The organism is Streptomyces sp. CB02400 (assembly GCF_001905725.1).
Taxonomy (GTDB): domain Bacteria; phylum Actinomycetota; class Actinomycetes; order Streptomycetales; family Streptomycetaceae; genus Streptomyces; species Streptomyces atrovirens.
In genome coordinates, this window is the sequence record NZ_LIWB01000017.1 from 89,630 (window position 1) to 114,495 (window position 24,866).

Sequence of the window (24,866 nt, forward strand, 5' to 3'; positions counted from 1 at the left end):
GTTCCTCGGAGGGGTGCGGGGTGCGGACGCGCCAGCCACTGCGGGCGGCCACCCCCGCCCCGTCCCCTTCCCGCCGTAGGCGTCCGGTCTCCGCCCACCGCGATCCACGCGCCGCACCGTACGCGCCTGCCCTCCGCCATTCCCGCGAGCAGCCGCTACCGCTCCCCGTCCTCCGCGGGCAGTCGTGCCTCCCCCAGTGCCTTAAGGGCCTGGGAGGTACCCCCAGGGGCGGCACGGGTGGGCGGTGGGGGTACCTCCCGCTCATGGGGGTACCTCCCGCTCGAGCGAAGCCGAGAGTGGGGGAGAAGCCGAGAGTGGGGGAGGCACCCCGCAAGCGCCGGGCTGCGCAACCCCACCCCCGGCCCACACCAACGCGGCGCACCCCGTAAGCGCCGGGCTGCGCGAACACCCCCTGCCCGCACTGACGCGAGGCATCTCGCAAGGCACCGGGCTGTGAAGCCGCCCCTGCCCGCACTGACGCGAGGTACCTCGTAAGGTGCCGGGCTGCAGAGCCCCCGGTCCGCGCCGGCGCAGGGCGTCGCCCGCCCTCCCGCCGCACGCGGAGAAACGCCGCACGGCGTCCGGCAGGGCAGGCCCGAGGAAAGGGTTTCACGGGCACGGCCCGCCGCCCCATAGGATTGGCCCCAAACCACACACACTCACCCCAGAGGATCGCTGCATGCCTGGCATTACGCGCGAGGAGGTCGCCCACCTCGCCCGGCTGGCGCGTCTGGAGCTGAAGCCCGAAGAGCTCGACCACTTCGCGGGCCAGCTGGACGACATCATCGGCGCGGTCGCCCGCGTCAGCGAGGTCGCCGACCAAGACGTACCGCCGACCTCGCACCCGCTCCCGCTGACGAACGTCATGCGCGCGGACGAGGTCCGTCCCTCGCTCACCCCCGAGCAGGCGCTCTCCGGCGCCCCGGCCCAGGAGCAGCAGCGTTTCAAGGTGCCGCAGATCCTGGGGGAGGAGTAACCCGCCATGAGCGATCACATCATCAAGCTCACCGCCGCCGAGACCGCCGAGAAGATCGCCTCCGGTGAGCTCACGGCCGTAGAGGTCACCGAGGCGCACCTGGCCCGGATCGAGGCCGTCGACGAGAAGGTGCACGCCTTCCTGCACGTCGACCGCGAGGGTGCCCTGGCGCAGGCGCGGGCCGTCGACGAGAAGCGGGCCAAGGGGGAGAAGCTCGGTCCGCTGGCCGGCGTTCCCCTCGCGCTCAAGGACATCTTCACCACCGAGGGCATCCCGACCACCGTCGGTTCCAAGATCCTCGAGGGCTGGATCCCGCCGTACGACGCGACGCTCACCAAGCGGCTGAAGGCCGCCGACGTCGTCATCCTCGGCAAGACCAACATGGACGAGTTCGCCATGGGGTCCAGCACCGAGAACAGCGCCTACGGGCCGACCGGCAATCCGTGGGACCTGACCAGGATCCCCGGGGGGTCGGGTGGTGGTTCGTCCGCCGCGCTCGCCTCCTTCCAGGCGCCGCTCGCCATCGGCACCGACACCGGCGGTTCCATCCGCCAGCCGGCCGCCGTCACCGGCACCGTCGGTGTGAAGCCGACGTACGGTGCCGTCTCCCGGTACGGCATGGTCGCCTTCTCCAGCTCCCTGGACCAGGGCGGTCCCTGTGCCCGTACGGTCCTGGACGCCGCCCTGCTGCACGAGGTGATCGCCGGGCACGACCCGATGGACTCCACCTCCATCGACGCCCCGGTCCCGCCGGTCGTCGAGGCCGCCCGCAACGGCAGCGTCGCCGGCATGCGCGTCGGCGTCGTCAAGCAGTTCCGCGGTGAGGGGTACCAGGCCGGTGTCGTCCAGCGGTTCGACGAGTCCGTCGAGCTGCTGAAGGGGCTCGGCGCCGAGGTCGTCGAGCTGGACTGTCCGTCCTTCGACCTCGCGCTGTCGGCCTACTACCTGATCGCGCCCTCCGAGTGCTCCTCCAACCTCGCCCGCTTCGACGGCCTGCGCTACGGCCTGCGGACCGGCGACGACGGTTCGCACTCCGCCGAGGAGGTCACCTCGCTGACCCGTGAGGCCGGCTTCGGCGACGAGGTCAAGCGCCGCATCATGCTCGGTACGTACGCGCTCAGCTCCGGCTACTACGACGCGTACTACGGCAGCGCCCAGAAGGTCCGCACCCTCATCAAGCAGGAGTTCGAGCGGGCCTTCGAGCAGGTCGACGTGATCGTCTCCCCGACGACCCCGACCACCGCCTTCCCGATCGGCGAGCGCGCCGACGACCCGATGGCGATGTACCTGGCCGACCTGTGCACCATCCCCACCAACCTGGCGGGCAACGCGGCCATGTCGCTGCCCTGCGGCCTCGCCCCCGAGGACAACCTGCCGGTGGGTCTGCAGATCATCGCCCCCGCCATGAAGGACGACCGGCTCTACAAGGTCGGCGCCGCCGTCGAGGCCGCCTTCGTGGAAAAGTGGGGCCACCCGCTGATCGAGGAGGCACCGTCGCTGTGAGCGCACTGTCCAAGGCCAAGGGCTTCAAGAAGTCCAAGTCCGGTCTGTACGTCTCCATGGCCACCTCGGCGTTCGGCGCCGTCGGTGTGTACAAGCAGATCAAGAAGGCGCGTGGCGAGAACGACACGCTGCGGCTGCTCGACGCGGTCGTCACCGGCGCCGCCGTCATCACCAACCTCGCCATCCTCTACCGCGAGGTGAAGCGCCTCGGCGACGACGACGTCCTGCTGGGCTGAGAGGGAAGTTTCACCGTGACCACCACGACTGACCTGGTGTCGTACGAGGACGCGCTGGCGTCGTACGACCCCGTCATGGGCCTCGAGGTCCATGTCGAACTCGGCACCCGGACCAAGATGTTCTGCGGCTGTTCGACGGCGCTGGGCGCCGACCCGAACACCCAGACCTGCCCCGTCTGCCTCGGCATGCCCGGCGCGCTCCCGGTCGTCAACGCGACCGGCGTCGAGTCGGCGATCAAGATCGGTCTCGCGCTGAACTGCGAGATCGCCGAGTGGTGCCGCTTCGCCCGGAAGAACTACTTCTATCCGGACATGCCGAAGAACTTCCAGACCTCCCAGTACGACGAGCCGATCGCCTTCGACGGCTACCTCGACGTGCAGCTGGAGGACGGCGAGACCTTCCGCGTCCAGATCGAGCGCGCCCACATGGAGGAGGACACCGGCAAGTCCACGCACGTGGGCGGTGCCACCGGCCGTATCCACGGCGCGTCCCACTCCCTGCTGGACTACAACCGCGCCGGCATCCCGCTGATCGAGATCGTCACCAAGCCGATCGAGGGAGCGGGCGAGCGCGCCCCCGAGGTCGCGCGGGCGTACGTCCGTGAGCTGCGCGAGCTCATCCGGGCGCTCGGCGTGTCCGAGGCCCGCATGGAGATGGGCCAGATGCGCTGCGACGTGAACCTGTCGCTGCGCCCCAACGGCACCGAGAAGTTCGGCACCCGCAGCGAGACGAAGAACGTCAACTCGCTGCGGTCCGTGGAGCGTGCGGCCCGGTTCGAGATCCAGCGCCACGCGGCGGTGCTCTCCTCAGGCGGCACGATCATCCAGGAGACCCGGCACTTCCACGAGGACACGGGGTCCACGACCTCGGGCCGCGTGAAGGAGGAGGCCGAGGACTACCGGTACTTCCCGGAGCCCGACCTGGTGCCGGTCGCCCCGTCCCGCGAGTGGGTCGAGGAGATCCGTTCCGCCCTGCCCGAGCTGCCGCTGGTGCGCCGTAACCGGCTCCGCGAGGAGTGGGGGATCTCCGGCACCGACATGCAGGCCATCCTCAACGCCGGTGCGCTGGACCCGATCGTCGCCACGATCGACGCCGGTGCCGACGCGGCCTCCGCCCGCAAGTGGTGGATGGGTGAGCTGGCCCGCAGTGCCAACGAGTCCGGCAAGTCGCTGGACGAGCTGGCGATCACCCCGGAGCAGGTGGCCCGGGTCGCCGAGCTGGTCGTGAAGGGCGATCTGAACGACAAGCTGGCCCGCCAGGTCATCGAGGGCGTCCTCGCCGGTGAGGGCACTCCCGACGAGGTGGTCGACAAGCGCGGTCTGAAGGTCGTCTCCGACGAGGGCGCCCTGGGCACCGCCGTCGACGAGGCCATCGCCGGCAACCCGGGCATCGCGGACAAGATCCGCGGTGGCAAGGTGGCCGCGGTCGGTGCCCTGGTCGGCGCGGTCATGAAGGCCACGCGCGGGCAGGCCGACGCGGCCCGCGTGAAGGAGCTGATCCTTCAGAAGCTGGGCGTCGACGAGGGCTGATCGTCGAAGAGCACGAGAGGGGGCGCATCGGGTTCGATGCGCCCCCTCCCGCATACGGTCACACGGTCAGGCTCGGCGGCCCACCACGCGTGCGAAGCCCAGCGTGCGGCCCCGGTCCGTGCGCAGCATCTCCGCGCTCTCCCGGCTCATCCGCACGTGGAACTCCTCCGTGCTCTCCTCGGCGACGACGTCGCACCAGAGCAGCCACTCCCGCCAGCCGTCCTCCAGCCAGTCGGCCGTCTCGACCTCCACGGCCCCGCTGCGGGTCCAGTGGCGGCGCCACCAGACGGGGCTGTGGAAGCACCAGAACGCGGGGTCCCAGAAGGGCTTCATGTGCTCCGGCGGCTCGGTGCCCTCGATCTCCTCGGGCAGCGCGGGGACGACGACCCCGATCCGCCCGCCGGGCTTCAGCAGCCGGGTCAGCGTCGGCAGGTAGAGGTCGTCGGTGCCGAAGTACTGGTACGCGTCGATGGAGACGATCGCGTCGAAGCTCTCCTCCCCGAAGGGCAGGTCGTGCGCCTCGGCGAGGACCGGGAACACCCGGTCGGCCACGCCCGCCTCCGCGATGCGGCGCGCGTTGTCGTCCGGCCTGATCCACAGGTCGGCCGCGGTGACCTGGACGTCGTACTCCCTGGCCAGGAAGATTGACGTCATGGCGCGTCCGCAGCCCAGGTCGAGCACGCGTGCGCCGGGGCGCAGGGTGTCGAGGCCGAGGGCCGGGGCGAGCCACTCCAGCAGCCACAGCGCGTGCGGGCCCATCCCGTTCTCGATGGTCCAGCGGGCGTCGTAGGCGCTGCTGCGGGGGTACCGGGGCAGGGTGAGGCGGCTAGCGAGGTCGTCGTGCGGGGTGTTCGATGTGATGTCCGACATCGGTGAACGGGCTCCTTGGGGCCGTGAAGGGGGAAAGGGTCGCGTCGGAGATCGGGCGGACAAACATCAAAGCACCTGCTTCGGCCGGCGGCGGACTGCCGCGGAACGTCGGAACGGCGGACGGTAGCAGCCGGCCCCGCACCCCCGCATCCGGGTTTCCGGGCCGCGGGCGCTACGCTCCCGCGCCATGAGTGGACGTGCCGATTCCGATGACTCGACCGCGGACGTCCGGGCAGAGGACACCGAGCAGGGCGACGAGGCCTCGCAGGAGGTGCGGCGCGCCCGGTGGGCCGCGGTCGGTGCCGGGGCCGTACTCGCCCTCGCGGGTGTGGCCGCCGCCCTGCTCCGTCTCGCGGGTTCCGCGCCGGCCCTCGTCCCCGTCGCGTACGCCTGCGGGGCCGCCGTCTGCGCCCTGGCCGCGGTGCTGGGCTCCCGGGGGCGGACCCGCAGAGCGCTGTGGCTGCTGGTCGCGGGGCTCATGATCATGGCGCTGGGGGACCAGTTCGACTGAGCGGCCTCGGAAATGTGAATTAGTACACGAAGCCGACAAACGATCACTCATGCCTGCAACAGTGTCAGTGCGTTTCTCATGCGTTCTTTGCGGGATGTTCGGTCCACGTTCGGCTGTTCCCGGTCAAAGATCCACACCTCAGTCACTCCGGGAGCACGTTCCGTGGCAGCCCTCGCACGCTGGTGTGTCCAACGCCGTCTGATCGCCGTTCTGCTCTGGCTCCTCGCCCTCGGCGGGTTCTCCGCGGGCGCCTTCGCCGCCGGCTCCGCCTACTCGAACGACTACAAGGTGCCCGGCACCGAGTCGGGGCGGGCCACCCAGCTGCTGAAGGAGGGCTTCCCGGACCTCGGCGGCGACAGCGACAACGTGGTCTGGCACACCCCGTCCGGCAGCGTCCGGGACACCGGCGTCGAGCAGACCATGACCCGCACGCTGGACCGGATCGGGGACCTGCCCGGCGTGGCCGCCGTGAGCGGCCCCTACGACGACCAGGGCGCCGGCCGGGTCAGCGCGGACGGCCGCACCGCCTACGCCACGGTCACCTTCGACGACCAGTCCAAGGACATCGACGCGGGCGAGGCCGCCACCGTGGTGGAGACCGCCGAGGCCGCCCAGACCGACGGACTCCAGGTCGAGCTCAGCGGCAGTGCCATCGAGCTCAGCGAGTCCTCCGGCGGGCACACGGCCGAGATCGTCGGCGTGGCCGTCGCCGCCGTCGTCCTGTTCCTCGCCTTCGGCTCGCTCGCCGCCGCGCTGCTGCCCATAGCCACCGCCCTGGTCGGCGTCGGTACCGCCTACGCCGGGATCGTGCTCCTCGGGCACGTCATGACCGTCGCCGACTTCGCCCCCATGCTCGGCATGCTGATCGGGCTCGGCGTCGGCATCGACTACGCGCTGTTCATCGTGACCCGGCACCGGCGCGGACTGAAGCGCGGCCTCACCGTCACCGAGGCCGCCACCAACGCCGTCGCCACCACCGGACGGGCGGTCGTCTTCGCGGGCGCCACCGTCTGCATCGCCCTGCTGGGCATGCTGATCCTCCGGCTGAACTTCCTCAACGGCGTCGCCATCGCGGCCTCGCTCACCGTCGTCCTGACCGTCGCCGCCTCCGTCACCCTGCTGCCCGCCCTGCTGAAGTACATCGGCATGCGCGCGCTCAGCCGCCGGGAGCGGCGCCGGCTGGCGGAGCACGGGCCCGAGCCGGAGCTGCCGACCGGGTTCGCCGCCCGCTGGTCGGCGTTGGTCGAGCGCCGGCCCAAGCTGCTCGGCGCGGTCGCCGTCGTCGTCATGGCCGTCCTCGCGCTGCCCACCCTCTCCCTCCACCTGGGCACCTCCGACCAGGGCAACGACCCCAAGACGTCCACCACCCGCCAGGCCTACGACCTCCTCGCCGACGGCTTCGGCCCCGGCGTGAACGGCCCCCTCACCCTCGTCACCCACGTCGACGGCGCCGGGGACCGGCTCGCCCTGGACAACCTCGACACCACCCTGCGCGCGACCGAGGGCGTCGCGTCGGTGTCGCCCGCGACCTACGGCACGGGCGGCGACACCGCGTACCTCACCGTCGTACCGGAGTCGTCCCCGCAGTCGAAGCAGACCAGCGACCTGGTCGACCGGCTGCGCGACGACGTGCTGCCGCGGGCCGAGTCGGGCACCTCGCTCGACGTGCACGTCGGCGGCGTGACGGCCGGATACGACGACTTCGCCGACGTCATCGTCCAGAAGCTGCCCCTGTTCGTGGGCGTGGTGATCGGTCTGGGCTGTCTGCTGCTCCTGCTGGCCTTCCGCTCGATCGGCATCCCGCTCAAGGCCGCCGCGATGAACGTGGCCGCCGTCGCCGCCGCCTTCGGTGTCGTCGTCGCGATCTTCCAGTGGGGCTGGGGCAGCGAACTGCTCGGCCTCGGCAGCGCGGGCCCCATCGAGCCCTTCCTGCCCGTGATCATGGTGTCGGTCCTCTTCGGGCTCTCCATGGACTACCAGGTCTTCCTGGTCAGCCGGATGTACGAGGAGTGGCTGGAGACCGGCGACAACCGGCGTGCCGTCCGCGTCGGCCTCGCGGAGACCAGCCGGGTGATCAACTCCGCCGCCGTGATCATGATCTCGGTCTTCCTCGCCTTCGTCCTCAGCGGCGACCGGGTGATAGCCATGTTCGGCATCGCGCTCGCCGCGGCCGTCGCCCTCGACGCCTTCGTCCTGCGCACCCTGCTCGTCCCCGCCCTCATGCACCTCCTCGGCGGCGCCAACTGGTGGCTGCCGCGCTCGCTGGACCGGATCCTGCCGCGCATCAGCATCGAGCCGCCCGAGGCCCGGGCCGCCCATGAGAGGCTGGCCGCCGCCACGGACGCCGAGGTGGCGGACGTGCTGGCCGAGGAGGAGCAGCAGCGGGATGTACGCGATACGACTGGGTGACGACGGAGCCGAACTGCGCCCCCTGGAGCCCTGGCACGCCGAGGAGTTCCTGGCCCATCTGGACCGGGGCCGTGAGTTCATCAACCAGTACGTCCCCTTCGGCTCCAAGGCCACGGACGTGGCCGGTGCCCGGGAGGTGCTCCGGCGGTACGCCGACTGGCGTGCCGCCGACACGGCCTCACTGCACGGGCTGTGGCTGGACGGCACGCTCGTGGGCGGGGTGCTCACCCTGAACTTCGACGCCGAGAACGGAAGCTGCGAGGTCGGCTGCTGGCTGGAGCCCGCCGCCACCGGGCGCGGGCTCGTCACCCGCGCGATGCGGGTGCTCATCGACTGGGCCGTCGAACAGCGCGGCATCCACCGGGTCGAATGGGTCGCGGCGGCCGGCAACGAGCCGAGCGTCAACATCGCCCGCCGGCTCGGCATGACCCGTGACGGCGTGCGCCGCGAGGCCCACCTCCACCACGGGGTACGCCACGACCTGGAGGTGTGGTCCGTGCTGGCCCCGGAGTGGCGCGCGGCGCACAACGATCATTAAGCGGACTCTCAGAGAGCGTCCGTACGGTGCGGGGCATGGGAACCAGCACAGTGGACGAGACCGGAGCCGACACCGAGCGCGACGAGACGGCGGTGGACGCCACTGAGTCCGACGTCGACGTCACGGAGACGGAACCGGAAGCAGCGCAGGACGCGCCCGAGACCGAGGACCGGGCCCCGTCCGGTGTCGGACAGGGCGCCGCCGCGGTCGTCTCCGCGGCCCTCGGCCTCGTCTCGCTCACCGGTGGCTGGCTGGGCACGGTGGCCGCCGCGCGGGAGACCCTCATGGGTCAGCTCGAGACGGCCGCGGACGCCTCCGTCGCCACCCAGGTCAAGGAGGTGTACGGCGACGCCTGGCACACCAGCGCGCTGTGGGCCGGCCTGTTCGCGCTGACCGCGCTGATCGTGGGCGTGGTGGTGCTGGCGAGGCCCGCGTTCGGGGCGCCGGGACGGACCGTCCAGGCGCCCTGGACCAAGTCGGTCGCCTGGGCGGGCGTGTCGCTCGGCGTCATCGGGCTGCTGCTGGCGGTCCTCAAGTACACCGACGTACTGCTGGGCCTGCCGGCGACCGGTTGAGTCAGGCCGTGAGGGGTCTCCGGGCACCCGGAGACCCCTCACGCGCGTTCAGGAGGCGAGTACGGCGCGTGCCTCGGCGATGATGGCCGCCAACTCCTCGGTCTCGGGCGGGGTGAGGGGGGTCAGCGGCGGGCGGACCGGTCCGGCCTCGATGCCCTCCAGGGTGACCCCGGCCTTCACCAGCGCCACCGCGTATCCCGGAACCCGCTTGCGCAGCCGGACCAGGGGGTGGAAGAAGGTCCGCTGCAGCGCGTCGATCCGCTTCTGGTCGCCCTCCTCCACCGCGCGGTGGAAGGCCAGGGAGACATCGGGCGCGAAGGCGAAGGCCGCCGACGAGTACAGCTTCACGCCCAGCGCCCGGTACGCGAGCTGGCTGGCCTCGGCCGTGGGCATGCCGTTGAAGAACTGGAACTCCTTGCCGGTCCCGTCGAGCGCCTCCCGCACGGCGGGGACGATCCGTGCGAGGAGGTCGAGGTCACCGGTGCCGTCCTTGAAGCCCACGACGGTGGGCAACTGGGCGACCGCCGCCGCCGAGCGTTCGTCGAAGCGGGCGTTGGCCCGGTTGTAGACGATCAGCGGCAGGGCGGTCTCGCCGGCCACTTCGCGGGTGTAGGCGACGAGCCCGTCGCCGGGGGCCTCGACCAGGTAGGGCGGCATGAGCAACAGACCGTCCGCACCGGCCCGGTCGGCCGCCCGCGCGAGCCTGCGGGCCTGGCCGACGGCGCCGCCGGCCCCGGCGTACACCGGGACGCGTCCTGCCACCGCCTCGACGGCGGTGCGCACGACCGCGGTGTACTCCTCGTGGTCCAGGGCGTGGAACTCGCCGGTGCCGCAGGCGACGAAGACTCCGCCCGGTCCGGCGTCGACCCCGGCCGCGATGTGCCGGCGCAGGGCGTCGAGGTCGACGTCACCGGTCTCGGTGAACGGGGTGACGGGGAAGAACAGAACGCCTTCGAGCATGGGTGGTTTCCTACTCTGGGTGAGGGACGGGAGTGCCGGCCGGTGTCAATGGCCGGGGGACGGAGCGCGGACCACGTTGGTGAGCGCGTCCCCCCGCTCCAGCCGGTCGATGTTCTCGGCGATCTCGGTCGCGCGAGCGGCGAAGGTGTCGGCCGTGTGGCCCGAGTGGTGCGGGGTCATCAGTACGTTCGGCAGGTCCTGGAAGGGCAGCCGGCTCGGCGCGTCGGGCGGGCCCGACCACCACACGTCCAGCGCGGCGCCCGCGATGGTGCCGGAGCCGAGTGCCTCGTAGAGCGCCTCCTCCTGGACCACCGGTCCCCGCGCCACGTTGACCAGCAGGGCGTCGGGGCCCATGGCCTTCAGTTCGGCGGGGCCGATCAGTCCGCGGGTGGCGGGACCCAGCGGGACGGTGACCACCACGACGTCGGAGTCGGCGAGGAGTTCCGGCAGCCGGTCGTCGCCGCCGACCCAGTCGGGCCGCAGGTCCGCGGGGAACGGCGCCGAGGGGTCGCGTCGTACGGCACGGACCCGCAGGCCGACCGCCTGGCACAGCCGGGCGACCTCGGTGCCGGTCTCGCCGAAGCCGATGATGCCGACCCGGCGGCCGTGCAGCGTGGTCCCGAAGGGCAGTCCGGGGTCGACCGCCACGTTGCGCCACCGCCCGGCGCGCAGCGCGCGGTCGGCGCCCAGGACGTCGCGGGAGAGCATCAGGACCGACATCAGCACGTGCTCGGCGATGGAGCGGCCGTGGTGGTGGGTGGTGGCGACCGTGACCCCCGGGTGGAGCGCGTCCAGCGGGATGCCGTCGTAGCCGGCGCCGACGACGTGGACCAGCCGCAGCCGCCGCGCGCGCCGGGCGTCCTCGGGGCTCAGCTTCGAGCCGACGTAGACGTCGATGTCGGCGACGGCCTCGGAGAGCCGTGCGGCGTCCCGGTCGAAGGCCTCCAGCCAGTCGTGCTCGCCCTGCGTGGACGCCTTGAGCCGGTCGTGGAAGCGGCTCAGGATGCGGTGGTCGAGCATGATGCGCATCAGTCGCTCACCACCTGGGGGTCTTGGTGGAGAAGGACGGTTCGAAGCGGCGCATGTAGCCGGTGTCGTCGCGGTCGCGCAGTCCGCAGTCGAGGTACTGCCGGTGCAGCCGGGCCAGGGCGTCCCGGTCCAGTTCCACGCCGAGTCCGGGAGCCGTCGGCACGGCTAGCCGGCCCTCGCTGAACCGCAGCGGCGTGGGGTCGACGACGTCCTCGTCGGGCCGCTTCCAGGGCCAGTGCGTGTCACAGGCGTAGGTCAGCCGGGGTGTCGCGGCGGCCAGGTGGGTCATCGCGGCGAGGCTGATGCCGAGGTGCGAGTTGGAGTGCATCGACAGGCCGAGTCCGAAGGTCCCGCAGATCGCGGCGAGCTGTCCGCAGCGCCGGAGGCCGCCCCAGAAGTGGTGGTCGGACAGGACGATGCCGACGGCTCCCTTCGCCACCGCCGGGGCGAGGTCGTCGAAGGAGACCACGCACATGTTGGTCGCCAGCGGCGTGGGCGTCTCGCGGGCCACGGCGGCCATGCCGTCGATGCCCTCGGTCGGGTCCTCCAGGTACTGCAGGACGCCGTCCAGCTCCCGGGCGACGTGCAGGGACGTTTCCGTACTCCATGCCGCGTTGGGGTCGAGCCGCAGCGGCAGCTCCGGGAACGCCTTGCGCAGCGCCCTGACCGCCGCGATCTCCTCGTCGGGCGGGAAGACGCCGCCCTTGAGCTTGATCGAGGTGAAGCCGTACGTGCCGATCATGCGGCGGGCCTGTTCGACCAGCCCCGCCGGGTCGAGGGCGGGGCCCCAGTCGTCGTCCTCCTGGCCCGGGTGGCCGGCCCATTTGTAGAAGAGGTACGCGCTGTAGGGGACCGAGTCGCGGACCGCTCCGCCCAGCAGGTCGCTGACCGGGCGGCCCACGAGCTTGCCCTGGATGTCCAGGCAGGCGACGTCGAACGGGGACATGACCCGGTCCACGGTGCTGCTGCCCGTGACCATGCCGGACATGCCGTCGCCGCCCGCGGTGTCGGCGCCCAGCGCGCGGGTGGTGCGGGCGATCAGCTCGTTGAGGCTCCACACGTCCATGCCGGCCAGTTCGTCGGCGGCGCGGCGCAGCCGCTCCAGGTGCACCGTGCCGCCGTAGGTCTCACCGACGCCGCTGACACCGGACTCGGTGGTGATCTCCACGATGGTGCGCAGGGCGTAGGGCTCGTGCACTCCGACCGTGTTCAGCAAGGGGTGGTCCCGGAAGGCCACGGGGGTCACGGTGACGCCGGCGATCCGCTCTGAGGTCCGAACCATGGATGCCATCCTCATATGTAGTCGGCGTTCTCATTTGTAGACAGCCAGGTGCGGCGGTGTCAATGGGCGGACCCCGGCACCGGGGTGAGCAGGACCCCCTCGGTCATGAAGCGCTCCACGTTGCGCAGCACCAGATCGCCCATGGCCTCGCGGGTCTCCCGGGTGGCGCTGGCGATGTGGGGGAGCAGGACCACCCGGTCCGAGTCCAGGAGCGCCCGCGGCACGTTCGGCTCGTCGGCGAAGACGTCGAGCGCCGCTCCCGCGATCCGTCCTGCCTCCACCGCCGCGACCAGGGCGGATTCGTCGACGACGCTGCCCCGCGCGACGTTCACCAGATGGCCTTCGGGGCCGAGCGCGTCCAGTACCGCCGCCGACACCAGGCCCTCCGTGCCCGCGCCGCCGGCGACGGTAACGACGAGCGCGTCGCACGCCTCGGCCAACGCCCGCGCGGTGGGCAGGCGGCGGTACGGGACACCGGGCACCGGGACGCGCGAGCAGTACGCCACCTCCATGTCGAACCCCTCGAGCCGTCGCGCCACGGCCCGGCCGATGCGGCCCAGTCCGAGGACGCCGACCCGCTTCCCGCTCACCCGCGCGGCCGGCGGGAAGGGCGCGGTGCTCCAGTTGCCGGCCCGCACGTACCGGTCGGCCGCCGACATCCGGCGCATGACGTCGATCAGCGCGCCGACGGCGAGGTCGGCCACGCAGTCGGTGAGCACGTCCGGGGTGTTGCCGACGTCGATGCCGCGCGCCCGGGCGCGGACCACGTCCGTGGTCTCGTGGCCGACGCCGAAGTGGACGATCGCGCCCAGTCTCGGCAGCGCGTCCATCAGGGCGTTCCCGACCCCGAACCGCGCGCTGGTGACGGCGGCGACCACGTCCGCGCCGTGGTCGCGCAGGAAGCGGTCGGGGTCGGGCAGTTCGTGCAGACGCACCGTGTGGTGGCGCTCGGCCAGGGCCTGCTCCAGGCCGGGGAGCAGCGGGGACACCTGGAGCACGGTGGCCGGGGCGGTCGTGGTGCCGGGAGTGGGCATGTGATCTCCTGCCTGGGTCTGTGGGGCGGGACGCGCGGGTGGGGCAGGCGCGGCCCCGTGGGTGCCGTGGAAGGCGTCCGGGGCCACGCGGTCGTCGCGGCCGGGCGGCTCGGGCGTCGGCGCCGCGGCATGACGCCGGGCGTGGTGCCGTGGCATGGCGCCGGGCCGTCCGGCCGGTCGCGCCTCCGTGGTGTCCGGAGGGGCCGCCCGGCCGGTCGCGCCGCCGTGCCGGGCGGGGTGGTCGGCCGGGCCCGGAAGAGCCGGCCGCGCGAGGGACGCGGCACGGATCCGTTCCCGCGCATGTCTTGACGCTGCCACGGTGCCGGTTTAGCTTCGGCGTTCACAGATGCGGACCGGGTACGCAAGTGTAGACAGCCTCTCGCAGTCGCCCGTACGTGGAACGCGACACACCAGCACTCACCGGAGACAGGCCGACGATGAAGTTCTCCGTTTCCCCCCTTCCGCCCACCGGACGAAGGCGCCTCCGCGCGCCGACGGCGACACTCCTGGCGGGCACGGTGCTGCTGTCCAGCGGTTGCGCCGTGGCGGGCAGCGCCGCCGGTGACGCCGGCCGTGCCGACGGCCGCACCCTGCGGGTGGTGCTCACCCAGGAGCCACCGACCCTGGAACCCTGCGAGGCCTCGCTGACCGGCACCGGCGTCGTCGTCCGGTCCAACATCACCGAGCCCCTCGTCGAACGCGACCCCGACTCCGGCGAACTGCACCCGCTGCTCGCCACCGGCTGGAAACAGACCGACGACCGCACCTGGACCTTCGACACGCGCGAGGGGGTGACCTTCCAGAACGGCGAGCCGTTCACCGCGCGGGACGCCGCCTTCTCCATCGACCGGGCCGTCAACTCCGACCTCGCCTGCAACGTCGAGGGCTATGTCTTCGGCGACGACGACCTGAAGGTCGAGGCGGAGAGCGACACCCGGCTGACCGTCACCACCGAGCAGCCCGACCCGATCCTGCCGCTGCGCCTGAGCTTCGTGGAGATCGTGCCGCGCACGACGAACGCCGAGGCCAAGGTCCGTATCCCCGTCGGCACCGGCCCCTACGCCGTCAGCTCCTGGCAGCCCGGAGCGGCGATCGACCTCAGCCGCTACGACGGCTACTGGGGCGACGCCCCCGGCTTCCCCCGCGCCCGCTACGTCTGGCGCAGCGACGCCAGCGTCCGCGCCGCCATGATCGACAAGGGTGAGGCGGAGATCGCCGTGGCCCTCGACCCCATCGAGGCCGAGAAGGACACCACGGTCGCCTACCCCAACAACGAGACCACCGCGCTGCGGCTGGACGGCCGAGAGGCGCCGCTCGACGACATACGGGTACGCCGCGCCGTCGACCTGGCCGTGGACCGGGACGGCATCATCGACGCCCTGCTCGGCGGACTCGCCGAACCGGCCGGCCAACTGGTCCCGCCCGGAGTGGTGGGACACGACGAGGGGATCGAACCGACCCGGCAGAACGTGGAACGGGCCAAGGCCCTGATCGAGGAGGCCGAGGCCGACGGCGTACCCGTCGACCGGCAGATCACCCTGGTCGCCCGCAACGGCATGTTCTCCGGGGTGTCGGAGACGGCCGAGGCGCTCCAGTACCAGATGCGGCAGATCGGGCTGAACGTCAAGGTCCGGATGGCGGACACCGCCACCCAGCTCCAGTACCAGCTCCGGCCGCTGCCCGAGAACGTCGGACCCATCGCCCTGCTGATCATGCACGGCAACCAGGCCGGTGACGCGGCCTTCACCACGAGCCAGTACCTGCTGAGCGACGGACCTCAGTCCACCTTCGGCACCGAGGAGCTCGACCGGCGCATCGCCGACGCGGGCGCGCTCTCCGGCGAGCAGCGGCAGAAGGCCTTCGCCGGCCTGCTCGCGGACCAGAACAGGTCGGTCGTCCAGTACGCCCACCTGGCCCACATGAGCGGACTGCTCGGCCTGTCACCGTCCATCCGGTACGAGCCGAACTCCGCCACCGGCGACGAGATGCGGCTGGCAGAGGTCGGCCCGGCGAAGGCGGGACAGCACTGACATGGTCACCTTTCTGCGCAAACGCATCCTCTCCAGCGCCGTCCCCCTGGTGTGCGTGGTGCTGGGCGTGTTCTTCCTGGCCCGGATGACCGGCAACCCGGTCGACCTCTACCTCCCGCTGAGCGCCACCGCCGAACAGCGCGCGGAGTTCTCCGCCGCGCAGGGCTTCGACCTCTCCGTCCCGGCCCAGCTCTGGAACTACCTCGTCGACGCCGCCCACCTGGACTTCGGCACCTCGCTGCGGACCGGGCAGTCCGCCACCGAGATGGTCTTCGACGCCTTCCCCGTCACCCTCCAGCTCGCCGGCGTCACCATGCTCCTCGCGATCACCGGAGCGGTGTTGATCGGCAGCCTGGCCGCCTACCGGCCCAACTCCCTGGTCGACCGGATCGCCAGCCTGCTGTCGATGACGGCCGCCAGCATCCCCGACTTCTGGTTCGCCGTCATGGGCGTCCTCGTCTTCGGCGTCAGCCTCGACCTGCTGCCCACCTCCGGCACCCTCGGCGGGCCCGAGATCTGGGTGCTGCCCGTCGCGACCCTGCTGATCCGCCCGTTCGGCGTGCTCGTCCAGGTGGTGCGCGGCAGCATGGTCTCCGCGCTCTCCGCGCCCTACGTCAAGATCGCCCGCGCCAAGGGCGCCACACCCCGCCGGGTGATCTTCGGCCACGCCCTGCGCAACGCCGTGACGCCGGTGCTGACCGTCGCCGGCGACCTGACCGTGGGCCTGGTCAACGGCGCCGTCATCGTCGAGACGATCTTCGGCTGGCCCGGCATCGGCAAACTCATGATCGACTCCATCCTCCAGCGCGACTTCGCGGTCCTCCAGGCCGCCGTCCTGATGACCGCGGTGACGATCTTCGCGCTGAACATCCTCGTCGACGTCTGCCACGCGCTGACCGACCCCCGAGTACGTCAGGCGGTACCGGCGTGAGCGAAGGAAGCATCATGACCACAGCGGAGACCACCACCGCGGACGGGCGCGAGGACGCCCCGGAGTCCGCCCCCGTCCGGAAGAGCCCGCCGCGCTGGTGGCGGCTGCTCGGCCGGGACCGGGCCGCCGCCGTCGGAGCCGTCGTCCTGAGCCTGGTTGTCCTGGTCGCCCTCTTCGGCCGGCTGTTCATCGGCGACCACGCACAGCGCCAGGACCTGGACGCCTCCCTGCGGGCGCCCTCCCTGAGCGACGGCTTCCACGGACTGCTCGGCACCGACGTCCTAGGGCGCAGCGTGCTGGCCCGGCTGATCGACGCGGCGGCCACCACCCTGTCCGTGGCCGTCCCCGCGGTGCTCTGCTCCCTGGTGATCGGATCGGCGATCGGCCTGTGGGCCGGCTACCACGGGGGCCGCCGGGAGAGCGTGGCGATGCGCGTCGCCGACGTCATCCTCAGCTTCCCCTCGCTGCTCATCGCGGTCGTCGTGCTGTACGTCTTCTCGCCCTCCGCGACGAACATCGTGCTGATCCTCGCCGTGGCCCGCATCCCGGTCTACCTGCGCACCTCCCGCGCGGAGGCGGCCGAGCTGCGCAGCCGCCTGTTCGTCGACGCGGCCCGCACCTTCGGCACCCCCAGCCGGAGCATCATCTACCGGCACATCCTGCCGATCGCCCTGCCGACGCTGCTGACGGTCGCCACCCTCGACTTCTGCTTCGTGATGCTCACCGAGTCCTCGCTGAGCTTCCTGGGCATCGGCATCCAGCCCCCGGACGTCAGCTGGGGCCTGATGGTCGCGCAGGGCCGGCAGTACCTCCAGACCGCCTGGTGGATCACGGTCCTGCCCGGACTGGCCATCGTGCTCACCACCGTGTCCGCCACGGTGCTCGCCGCCTGGGCCCGCATCGCCACCGACCCCGCCCAGCGCTGGCGTCTGACGCTGCCCCGCAAGCGCCGCGGAGCCTCCGCCGCCGTCCCCCCGGAGATGATCCCGTGACGACCACATCCGCACCCGCTCCGTCCGCCGCCGACCCGGCCCTCGACGTCGAAGGGCTGTGCGTGGACCTGAGCACGGCCTCCGGGACGGTGCGCGCCGTGGACGGCGTCAGCTTCAGCGTCCGCCGCGGCCGCACCCTGGCCCTGCTCGGCGAGTCCGGCTGCGGCAAGTCGATGACCGCGCTGTCGGTCGTGGGACTGCTCGACCCCGCCGCCTCCGTGACCGGAGGCGCCGTACGGGTCAGGGGCGAGGACATCCTGCGGCTCAGCCCGGCCGAGCGCCGCAGACTGGCCGGCCCCGTCCTGTCGATCGTCTTCCAGGACGCCCTGACCGCCCTCAACCCGGTGCAGCCCGTGGGCCGGCAGATCGGAGAGCCGTTCCGCATCCACCGCGGACTCTCCCGGCGCGAGGCCCGGGAGAAGGCGATCGAGCTGATGACCCGCGTCGGCATCCCCGAGCCGAGGCAGCGGGCCAAGTCCTACCCGCACCAGTTCTCCGGCGGCATGCGCCAGCGGCTGCTGATCGCGATGGCCGTCGCCCTCGACCCCGACGTGCTCATCGCCGACGAGCCGACCACCGCCCTCGACGTCACCGTGCAGGCCCAGATCATGCGGCTGCTGCGGGACCTCCAGGACGAACGGGACATGGCCGTCGTACTGATCACCCACGACCTCGCCGTGGTCGCCCAGCGCGCCGACGACGTGGTCGTGATGTACGCCGGCACGGTCGTGGAGCAGGGCACGGTGCGCGAGGTCTTCGCCGCGCCCCGCCACCCCTACACCCGCGGACTGCTCGACTCCGTCCCCGAGGACGCCGAGCGCGGACAGCCGCTGCCCGCCGTCCCCGGCAGCCCGCCCGAGCTGAGCGCGGTGCCGTCCGGCTGTGTCTTCCAGGACCGCTGCCCGCTGGTGCGGGAGCGCTGCGTCCGGGAACGGCCGTCCCTGCGCGCCACCGGCGACGGACGTTCGGCCGCCTGTCACTTCTCCGAGGAGCTCGACCGTGACTGAGTCCCGCACCACCACCGAGACCGCCGGGCCCCGGACCGGCGGACACCCGCCACTGCTGGAGGTCCGCGGTGTCACCAAGAGCTTCGGCAGCGGACGCCGCCGGCTGACCGCCCTGGACGGAGTGGACGTACGGCTCGGCCGGGGAGAGACCCTCGGGCTCGTCGGCGAGTCCGGCTGCGGCAAGTCCACCCTCGCGCGGGTGCTGCTCGGGCTGGAACGGCCCGACGCGGGCACGGTCCGCTACGACGGTGTCGACCCGTTCGCCCTGCGCGGCAAGGAGCTGCTGAACTGGCGGCGGCGCGTCCAGATGGTCTTCCAGGACCCCTTCGCCTCGCTCAACGCCCGTATGTCGGCCGCCGATCTGATCGGCGAGCCCTGGCGCACCCACCGGGACGTCGTCCCCGACGCCAGGGCCCGCGAGAAGCGGATCCGTGAACTGCTGTCCCTGGTCGGGCTGCGGGAGAGCGACGCCCACCGCTACCCCAACGAGTTCTCCGGCGGACAACGCCAGCGCATCGGCATCGCCCGCGCGCTCGCCCTGGACCCCGACCTCATCGTGTGCGACGAACCGGTCTCCGCCCTGGACCTGTCGGTGCAGGCCCAGGTCCTCAACGTGCTCTCCGAACTCCAGTCCCGGCTCGGCGTCGCGTACGTGTTCATCTCCCACGACCTGTCCGTGGTGCGGTACATCTCCGACCGGGTGACGGTGATGTACCTGGGCAAGGTCATCGAACACGGGGAGACCGAGGACGTCTTCGACCGTCCCCAGCACCCCTACACCGCCGCGCTGATGTCGGCCGCACCGGTCCTGGACGCCTCCCGCGCCGCCCACGACCAGGAGATCCAGCTCAAGGGCGAGATCCCCTCGCCCTTCGACATCCCCTCCGGCTGCCGCTTCCGCACCCGCTGCCGGCACGCGGAGGACAAGTGCGCCACCGAGGCGCCCCCGCTCGTCGTACGCGAGTCCGAGGGCGACGGTGACGACCACACCGCCCTGTGCCACTTCCCCCTGGAGGCGCGGCCCGCGTGGGCATGACCGGCGCGGAGTTCGTCCTGCTCTCCCTCACGGTGGGCGTCGGCGCGGTGCTCCAGGTGTCCGTCGGCTTCGGCCTGGGCATGATCGCCGCGCCGGTGTTCGCCGTGGTCGACCCCACCCTGGCGCCACCGGTGGTGCTGCTGCTCGCCGCCGGGGTGACGGCGGCGGTGCTGGTGCGGGAGCGGGGCTCGGCGGATCTGCGCGGCTGCGGCTGGGCCCTCGTCGGACGGGTCCCGGGAGCGGCAGCGGGCGCGCTGCTCGTGGTGGCGCTGCCGGCGAAGTACCTCGCGCTGCTCATCGCCGGGGTGGTCCTCACCGGCGTCGCGGTGAGCGCGGCGGGGTACGTGCCCCGGGCTCGGCGCTCCTCGGTGTTCCTGGCCGGGATGGCGTCGGGGCTGATGGGCACGGCGACCTCCATCGGGGGCCCGCCGATGGCGATGGTGTGGCAGCGGCTGAGCGGGCCGCGGCTGCGGGCCACGATGAGCGCGTTCTTCCTGGCCGGCTCGCTGATGAGCCTGGTCGCGCTGGGTGCGGCGGGGGCGGTGGGCGCGCACACGTTCCAGCGCACGGTGCTGCTCGCGCCGGCGGCGGTCGTCGGCGTCCTGCTCGCCGGTCCGCTGACCCGGCGGCTGAACGCGCGCCACACACGTACGGCGGCCATGGCGCTCGCGGTCGCCGGTGCGGCGGGGCTGGTGGTACAGCAACTGAGGACTTAGGCGGCCTAAGACCGTGTCCTACGTGGTGAGGCGGATGAGTCGCTTGTAGCAGCACAGGGCGGCGGCGAGGCCGAGAAAGGCCAGGTAGTTGCGGGGATCGCGTTCGTAGCGGGGGCTGAGCCGGCGGTAGCCGGACAGCCAGGACATGGTGCGCTCGATGACCCAGCGGCGTCGCCCTAATCGCTTGCTGGACTCGATGCCCTTGCGGGCGATGCGCACGCCGATCCGCTTCCCGCGCAGCCATCTGCGCAGATCAGCCCGGTCGTAGGCCTTGTCGGCGTGCAGCCGCTGGGGCTTGAAGTACCGACCGCGATGGGGGTCGTGTCTCGTTTGGTGACCCTCCACCATCGGCTTCAGTCCTTCGCTGTCGTGGGTGTTGCCCGCGGAGACGCCGACGAGGAGGGGCAGTCCGTTCGCGTCCGACAGGACGTGCATCTTGGAACCCGGCTTGCCCCGGTCCACGGGGCTCGGACCTGTGTGTTCGCCCCTTTTTTAGCCCTCACGTGGGCGGTGTCGAGCACGACGCGGGTGACGTCGAGAAGGCCGGCGTCGTCGAGCCGGTGCAGCACGGCCTCGTGCAGCCGGCCCCAGACACCGGCTCTGGACCAGATGAGGAACCGCCGATGGGCGGTCGACTTCGAGACGCCGAAGCAAGGTGGCAACGCACGCCAGGAGCAGCCGGACACCAGCACGTAGATGATCGCGGCGAACAGCGTCTCATCAGGCGTGTCCTGCGTTCCCCCGCCCTGCGGCCGCACCTTCGACGGAGGGATCAGCGGCTTCGCGATCTCCCACAACCCGTCCGGAACAATCCAACTCCACGTACCCCGCCCCATGCCGAGTTCAACGACGCCTCACCACATAGGACACGGTCTAAGTACCTCCTAAGGTCCCGTGCCGGCCGGAAGATACGGAACCCTCCCGATGTGGCGGACCCGCCTCGGAGACGAAGGTGGAGACATCGCAGAAAGCGATGACCGACACCGACTCCTCCGGGGGGAACACACCATGTTCGAGTACGCGCTCCACCGACTCCACCACGACGACCTCGTCCGCCAGGGGGAGGAGCACCGTCTGGCCCGGGAAGCCACCCGCCTCCGCCGCACCACCGCTCCCCGAGACACCGAGGCGGAAAGCCATCCCCGCCGCCACTGGTTCGCCCGAGCCGCGTAACCGCGGGGCGGCGACCGCACGGGGGTCGGCCGCCGTCCCGTTCTCCGCGGGCAGTCGTGCCGCTGGGGCGGCACGGGTGGGCGCGACGGCACCCCGCGAGCACCGGGCCGCGCGACCACCCCCGCCCCGCACCCACACCGTGCACCCCATGAGCGCCGGTCCGCAGGACCACCCCGCGCACCGGGAAAACCGGTGACCCGTTGCCGGAAGGGCATGACATGCTCAGGACCGTGGAGACCAAGTCCGTCAGTCCCGTGTTCGTGGGCCGCAGCACCGAGCTCGACACACTGAACACCGCCCTCACCCGAGCCACCACCGAGCCCCAGGCCCTGCTCGTCGCAGGCGAGGCCGGTGTGGGGAAGACCCGCCTCGTGGAGGAGTTCGCCGCCGCGGCCCGCCGCCGAGGCGCGATCGTCGCCCTCGGTGGCTGCGTGGAGATCGGCGCCGACGGACTCCCCTTCGCCCCCTTCTCCACCGCCCTGCGCCAACTCCGCCGCGAACTGCCCGACCAGCTCGCCGCCGCCGCCCTGGGCCAGGAGGAGGAACTCGCCCGCCTGCTCCCCGAGATCGGCACCGCCGCCCGCGAGGCCCGCCGCGACGAACAGGGCATGGCCCGCCTCTTCGAGCTCACCGCCCGCCTGCTGGAGCGCGTCGCCGCCGACCACACCGTCGTCCTCGCCCTGGAGGACCTGCACTGGGCCGACGCCTCCACCCGCCACCTGCTCGCCTACCTCTTCCGCACCCTGCGCACCGGTCGCCTCGTCGTCCTCGCCACCTACCGCTCCGACGACATCCACCGCCGCCACCCCCTGCGCCCCCTCCTCGCCGAACTCGACCGGCTCCGCACGGTCCAGCGCGTCGAACTCGGCCGCTTCAACCGCGAGGAGGTCGGCCGGCAGATAGCCGGCATCATCGCCCGCGAACCCGACCCCGACCGCGTCGACGACATCTTCGAACGCTCCGACGGCAACGCCTTCTTCGTCGAGGAACTCGCCGTCGCCTCCGACGAGGGCTGCTGCACCGGCCTCACCGACTCCCTGCGCGACCTCCTCCTCGTCAGGGTCGAGGGCCTGCCGGAGAGCGCCCAGCGGGTCGCCCGGATCGTCGCCGAGGGCGGCTCCACCGTCGAGGACCGGCTGCTGGCCGCCGTCGCCCGGCTCACCGAGGACGACCTCATCGAGGCCCTGCGGGCCGGCGTCAACGCCAGCATCCTCACCCCCGCACCCGACCGCGACGGCTACCGCTTCCGCCACTCCCTGGTCCGCGAGGCCGTCAGCGACGACCTGCTGCCCGGCGAACGCTCCCGTCTCAACCGCCGCTACGCCGAGGCCCTGGAGGCCGACCCCACCCTGGTCCCCGCCGACGAGCGGGTGACCCGCCTGGCCAGCTACTGGTACCACGCCCACGACGCGGCCAAGGCCCTGCCCGCCGTCCTCGACGCCTCCGTCGAAGCCCGCCGGCGCCACGCCTACTCCGAGCAACTGGGCCTGCTGGACCGGGCGATGGAGCTGTGGGACGCCGTCCCCGACACCGTACGGGACACCCTGCGCCCCCTCGACTACGCCGAGGTCTACCCTCCTCCCCCACTGCCTGAAGGGCGTGGGGGCACCCCCAGCGGCTGCGACCCCGAGACGACGCCGCTGCGCTACCTCGACCTGATGGCGGAGGCCGCCGTCGCCGGACGCCTCTGCGGGGAACGCGAACGCTCGATGAAGATCACCAAGCGGGCGCTGCGCCTCCTCGACGAGGATCCGGACCCCCTGCGCGCCGCCTGGTTCTGGGTGCAGCGCTCCCGGCTCACCCAGGCCCTCGCCCGCGGCGACGGCTGGGCCGAACTCGGCACCGCCCAGGACCTGGTGCGCGGACTGCCCCCGTCCGAGGTGCACGCCGAGGTCCTCGCCTCCGCCGCCAGCTGGTCCATGCTGCACGACCCCGGCCCGGACGCCATGGCCGCCGCCGAACGCGCCGTCGAGTACGCCCGCATGGTCGGCGCCCACGACATCGAGCTCAACGCCCGGCTCACCCTCGGCGGCCTCATGGTCGACGCCGGTGACATCGACACCGGGCTCGCCGAGATGTATGAGGTCAAGGACCGGGCGACCGAACTGGGCATGGACATGGTGGTGGCCCGCGCCCATGTGAACCTCCCGTCTGTCCTGGAAGGCGTCGGCCGCTCCGAGGAGGCCGCCGGACTCCTCCACGAAGGCGTCCACGTCACCCGCAGGCTCGGACTGCTGGACTCCGAGGGCTGGGTGTGGGGCAACCTCGCCGAGTCCCTCCACACCCTCGGCCGCTGGGACGAGGCGGCCCGCGCCGCGGCCAACGCCCAGCGTCTCGAACAGAGCGCCAAGCCCCGCGCCGGGGGCTCGATGCGCCTGGCGTATCTCGCGTACGACCGCGGGGACATGGCCGAGGCGGCCCGCCGGCTCGCCGACGCCCGCACCTTCTTCGGCACCCACGACCCGATGCCGCAGTACGCCCTCCCCATGAAGTGGGTCGCCATCGGTATCGCCGCCGCAGAGGACCGCCTCCCCGACGCCCGCGCCGAGTTGCTGGCCGCCCTCGACACCGGCCTCCCGCCCGGCACCCAGCGCTACGGCTGGCCCCTGCTGCTCGCCGCCACCACCGCGGAGGCCGACGCCCACGGCGCACCGGCGACCGAGCCCGGCCGCCCGGAGATCCTGGACCGGATCCGCGCGGCGGCCAGGACCCTGGCGACCGGCGTGCCCGTATGGCAGGCGTACGACCTGTGGCTGCGCGCCGAGCTGCTGCGCGCCGAGGGCAGGACCGCGCCGGACGCGTGGTCCGCGGCCGTCGCGGCGGTCGAGCCACTGGAACGGCCCTACGACCTCGCACGCGTCCGGTTCCGGCTCGCCGAGGCGCTGCTCGCCACCGGCGCGGGCGACGACGAGCGCGCCCGCGCCACGGAACTGCTGCGGCTGGTGACCGCCGTCGCCGACCACCTCGGCGCCGCACCGCTGGCCCGGTCCGCCACGCTGCTGGCGCAGCGCGCCCGCCTCGCACTGCCCTCCGCCACCCGCGAGCCGGCCCCCGCCGCCCCGGCCGACACGCTCGGCCTCACCAGCCGCGAGCACGACGTCCTGCGCCTGGTGGCCGCCGGCCACACCAACCGCCGTATCGCCGAGGCACTCTTCATCTCCCCGAAGACGGCCAGCGTCCACGTCTCCAACATCCTCGCCAAGCTGGGCGTCTCCGGCCGCGGGGAGGCGGCGGCGGTGGCGCACCGGCTCGGTCTGTTCGCGGCGCAGACGGATGAACGGCTGGCGGCGGGATAATGGGTGTGCGATCCATTCGTCCCTGGGGAGGGGAGCGATGTTCAACGCTTTCGAGGAACTGTTCGCCCCCGGCCGTAAACACACCCGCGACGAGCAGAACCGTCTGGAGCTGACCCGGGAGGACGTCGGCGACGCCGACCCCGGACGCGGGCCGATAGACCTCGCGTCCGGAAAGGTCACCGTGCGCCCGCCGGCCGCCCCGGAGGAGGAACCCGACGAGACATGAGCGCCG

General features: G+C 72.3%; 22 protein-coding genes and 1 pseudogene. 17 read left to right on the forward strand and 6 right to left on the reverse strand.

The window, feature by feature from the left end:
• Positions 1-679: 679 nt before the first annotated feature.
• From gatC to gatB, 4 genes are read left to right on the forward strand one after another with little or no spacing between them, the layout of a single operon-like run.
• The gene (gene gatC / locus AMK33_RS31350) at positions 680-976 is read left to right on the forward strand and encodes an Asp-tRNA(Asn)/Glu-tRNA(Gln) amidotransferase subunit GatC (RefSeq protein WP_006130840.1); all 297 of its coding nucleotides are present in this window, start codon (positions 680-682) and stop codon (positions 974-976) included.
• 6 nt (positions 977-982) lie between these two features.
• Complete coding sequence (gene gatA, locus AMK33_RS31355; protein WP_073936390.1) at positions 983-2,479, forward strand: Asp-tRNA(Asn)/Glu-tRNA(Gln) amidotransferase subunit GatA; 1,497 nt, start codon at positions 983-985, stop codon at positions 2,477-2,479.
• Entirely contained in the window at positions 2,476-2,715 is a 240-nt protein-coding gene (locus tag AMK33_RS31360; RefSeq protein WP_030216519.1) for a hypothetical protein, read from the forward strand. Before gatA ends, AMK33_RS31360 begins: the two co-directional genes overlap by 4 nt.
• A 15-nt stretch (positions 2,716-2,730) precedes the next feature.
• Positions 2,731-4,245 carry an Asp-tRNA(Asn)/Glu-tRNA(Gln) amidotransferase subunit GatB gene (gatB, locus tag AMK33_RS31365; protein WP_073936391.1) on the forward strand — a complete coding sequence of 505 codons (1,515 nt, stop codon included), beginning with the start codon at positions 2,731-2,733 and terminating at the stop codon, positions 4,243-4,245.
• Between the two features lie 66 nt (positions 4,246-4,311).
• Here gatB and AMK33_RS31370 read toward each other — a convergent pair whose 3' ends face one another.
• A complete protein-coding gene (locus tag AMK33_RS31370) occupies positions 4,312-5,115 on the reverse strand; it encodes an SAM-dependent methyltransferase (protein ID WP_073936392.1) in 804 nt (267 codons plus the stop codon).
• Between the two features lie 187 nt (positions 5,116-5,302).
• Here AMK33_RS31370 and AMK33_RS31375 point away from each other — a divergent pair, with 187 nt between their 5' ends.
• The 4 genes from AMK33_RS31375 to AMK33_RS31390 all read left to right on the forward strand — a co-directional run bounded on the left by AMK33_RS31375 (position 5,303) and on the right by AMK33_RS31390 (position 9,148).
• Complete coding sequence (locus tag AMK33_RS31375; protein ID WP_073936393.1) at positions 5,303-5,626, forward strand: hypothetical protein; 324 nt, start codon at positions 5,303-5,305, stop codon at positions 5,624-5,626.
• A gap of 162 nt (positions 5,627-5,788) precedes the next feature.
• Positions 5,789-8,035 (forward strand): MMPL family transporter, encoded by a 2,247-nt coding sequence (locus tag AMK33_RS31380; protein WP_073936394.1) that lies wholly within the window; start codon positions 5,789-5,791, stop codon positions 8,033-8,035.
• Complete coding sequence (locus AMK33_RS31385) at positions 8,013-8,573, forward strand: GNAT family N-acetyltransferase (RefSeq protein WP_073936395.1); 561 nt, start codon at positions 8,013-8,015, stop codon at positions 8,571-8,573. The genes AMK33_RS31380 and AMK33_RS31385 overlap by 23 nt, the downstream gene beginning before the upstream one ends.
• A 35-nt stretch (positions 8,574-8,608) precedes the next feature.
• A complete protein-coding gene (locus AMK33_RS31390) occupies positions 8,609-9,148 on the forward strand; it encodes a hypothetical protein (protein WP_073936396.1) in 540 nt (179 codons plus the stop codon).
• Positions 9,149-9,196: 48 nt separating this feature from the next.
• On the opposite strand, the pseudogene AMK33_RS31395 reads toward AMK33_RS31390, so the two are convergent.
• The 4 genes and pseudogenes from AMK33_RS31395 to AMK33_RS31410 all read right to left on the reverse strand — a co-directional run.
• Positions 9,197-10,111, reverse strand: a pseudogene (locus AMK33_RS31395) (5-dehydro-4-deoxyglucarate dehydratase); the annotation flags it as partial.
• A gap of 42 nt (positions 10,112-10,153) precedes the next feature.
• The gene (locus AMK33_RS31400) at positions 10,154-11,137 is read right to left on the reverse strand and encodes a 2-hydroxyacid dehydrogenase (protein ID WP_073936398.1); all 984 of its coding nucleotides are present in this window, start codon (positions 11,135-11,137) and stop codon (positions 10,154-10,156) included.
• 7 nt (positions 11,138-11,144) lie between these two features.
• Positions 11,145-12,428, reverse strand: a complete 1,284-nt coding sequence (locus tag AMK33_RS31405) for a glucarate dehydratase family protein (RefSeq protein WP_073936399.1) — start codon at positions 12,426-12,428, stop codon at positions 11,145-11,147.
• A gap of 50 nt (positions 12,429-12,478) precedes the next feature.
• Entirely contained in the window at positions 12,479-13,453 is a 975-nt protein-coding gene (locus AMK33_RS31410) for a 2-hydroxyacid dehydrogenase (RefSeq protein WP_073936400.1), read from the reverse strand.
• A 437-nt stretch (positions 13,454-13,890) separates the two neighbouring features.
• Between AMK33_RS31410 and AMK33_RS31415 the strand changes: the two genes are divergently transcribed.
• The 6 genes from AMK33_RS31415 to AMK33_RS31440 are packed head-to-tail and all read left to right on the forward strand — an operon-like array spanning position 13,891 to position 20,165.
• Entirely contained in the window at positions 13,891-15,483 is a 1,593-nt protein-coding gene (locus tag AMK33_RS31415; protein WP_073936401.1) for an ABC transporter substrate-binding protein, read from the forward strand.
• A gap of 1 nt (position 15,484) precedes the next feature.
• The gene (locus AMK33_RS31420) at positions 15,485-16,414 is read left to right on the forward strand and encodes an ABC transporter permease (RefSeq protein WP_073936402.1); all 930 of its coding nucleotides are present in this window, start codon (positions 15,485-15,487) and stop codon (positions 16,412-16,414) included.
• A 14-nt stretch (positions 16,415-16,428) separates the two neighbouring features.
• Positions 16,429-17,406 carry an ABC transporter permease gene (locus AMK33_RS31425; RefSeq protein WP_073936403.1) on the forward strand — a complete coding sequence of 326 codons (978 nt, stop codon included), beginning with the start codon at positions 16,429-16,431 and terminating at the stop codon, positions 17,404-17,406.
• Entirely contained in the window at positions 17,403-18,413 is a 1,011-nt protein-coding gene (locus AMK33_RS31430) for an ABC transporter ATP-binding protein (protein WP_073936404.1), read from the forward strand. Before AMK33_RS31425 ends, AMK33_RS31430 begins: the two co-directional genes overlap by 4 nt.
• Positions 18,406-19,449, forward strand: coding sequence for an ABC transporter ATP-binding protein (locus AMK33_RS31435; RefSeq protein WP_073936405.1), 1,044 nt, complete (start codon positions 18,406-18,408; stop codon positions 19,447-19,449). The genes AMK33_RS31430 and AMK33_RS31435 overlap by 8 nt, the downstream gene beginning before the upstream one ends.
• The gene (locus tag AMK33_RS31440; RefSeq protein WP_073936474.1) at positions 19,446-20,165 is read left to right on the forward strand and encodes a sulfite exporter TauE/SafE family protein; all 720 of its coding nucleotides are present in this window, start codon (positions 19,446-19,448) and stop codon (positions 20,163-20,165) included. Before AMK33_RS31435 ends, AMK33_RS31440 begins: the two co-directional genes overlap by 4 nt.
• Positions 20,166-20,183: 18 nt before the next feature.
• Here AMK33_RS31440 and AMK33_RS41790 read toward each other — a convergent pair.
• Positions 20,184-21,001, reverse strand: a protein-coding gene (locus tag AMK33_RS41790; RefSeq protein ID WP_107425270.1) for an IS5 family transposase whose coding sequence is annotated in 2 segments (ribosomal slippage) — positions 20,184-20,653 and positions 20,653-21,001 — 819 coding nt in all. Because the reading frame shifts where the segments join, the coding sequence is not laid out codon by codon here.
• Between the two features lie 172 nt (positions 21,002-21,173).
• Here AMK33_RS41790 and AMK33_RS43085 point away from each other — a divergent pair.
• The 3 genes from AMK33_RS43085 (at position 21,174) to AMK33_RS31460 (ending at position 24,860) form a co-directional block, all read left to right on the forward strand.
• Entirely contained in the window at positions 21,174-21,338 is a 165-nt protein-coding gene (locus AMK33_RS43085; RefSeq protein WP_167748603.1) for a hypothetical protein, read from the forward strand.
• 218 nt (positions 21,339-21,556) lie between these two features.
• On the forward strand, positions 21,557-24,634 hold the full coding sequence (locus AMK33_RS31455) for a helix-turn-helix transcriptional regulator (RefSeq protein WP_073936408.1): 3,078 nt from the start codon (positions 21,557-21,559) through the stop codon (positions 24,632-24,634).
• A 37-nt stretch (positions 24,635-24,671) separates the two neighbouring features.
• Positions 24,672-24,860, forward strand: a complete 189-nt coding sequence (locus tag AMK33_RS31460; RefSeq protein WP_073936409.1) for a DUF6191 domain-containing protein — start codon at positions 24,672-24,674, stop codon at positions 24,858-24,860.
• Positions 24,861-24,866: the final 6 nt, after the last annotated feature.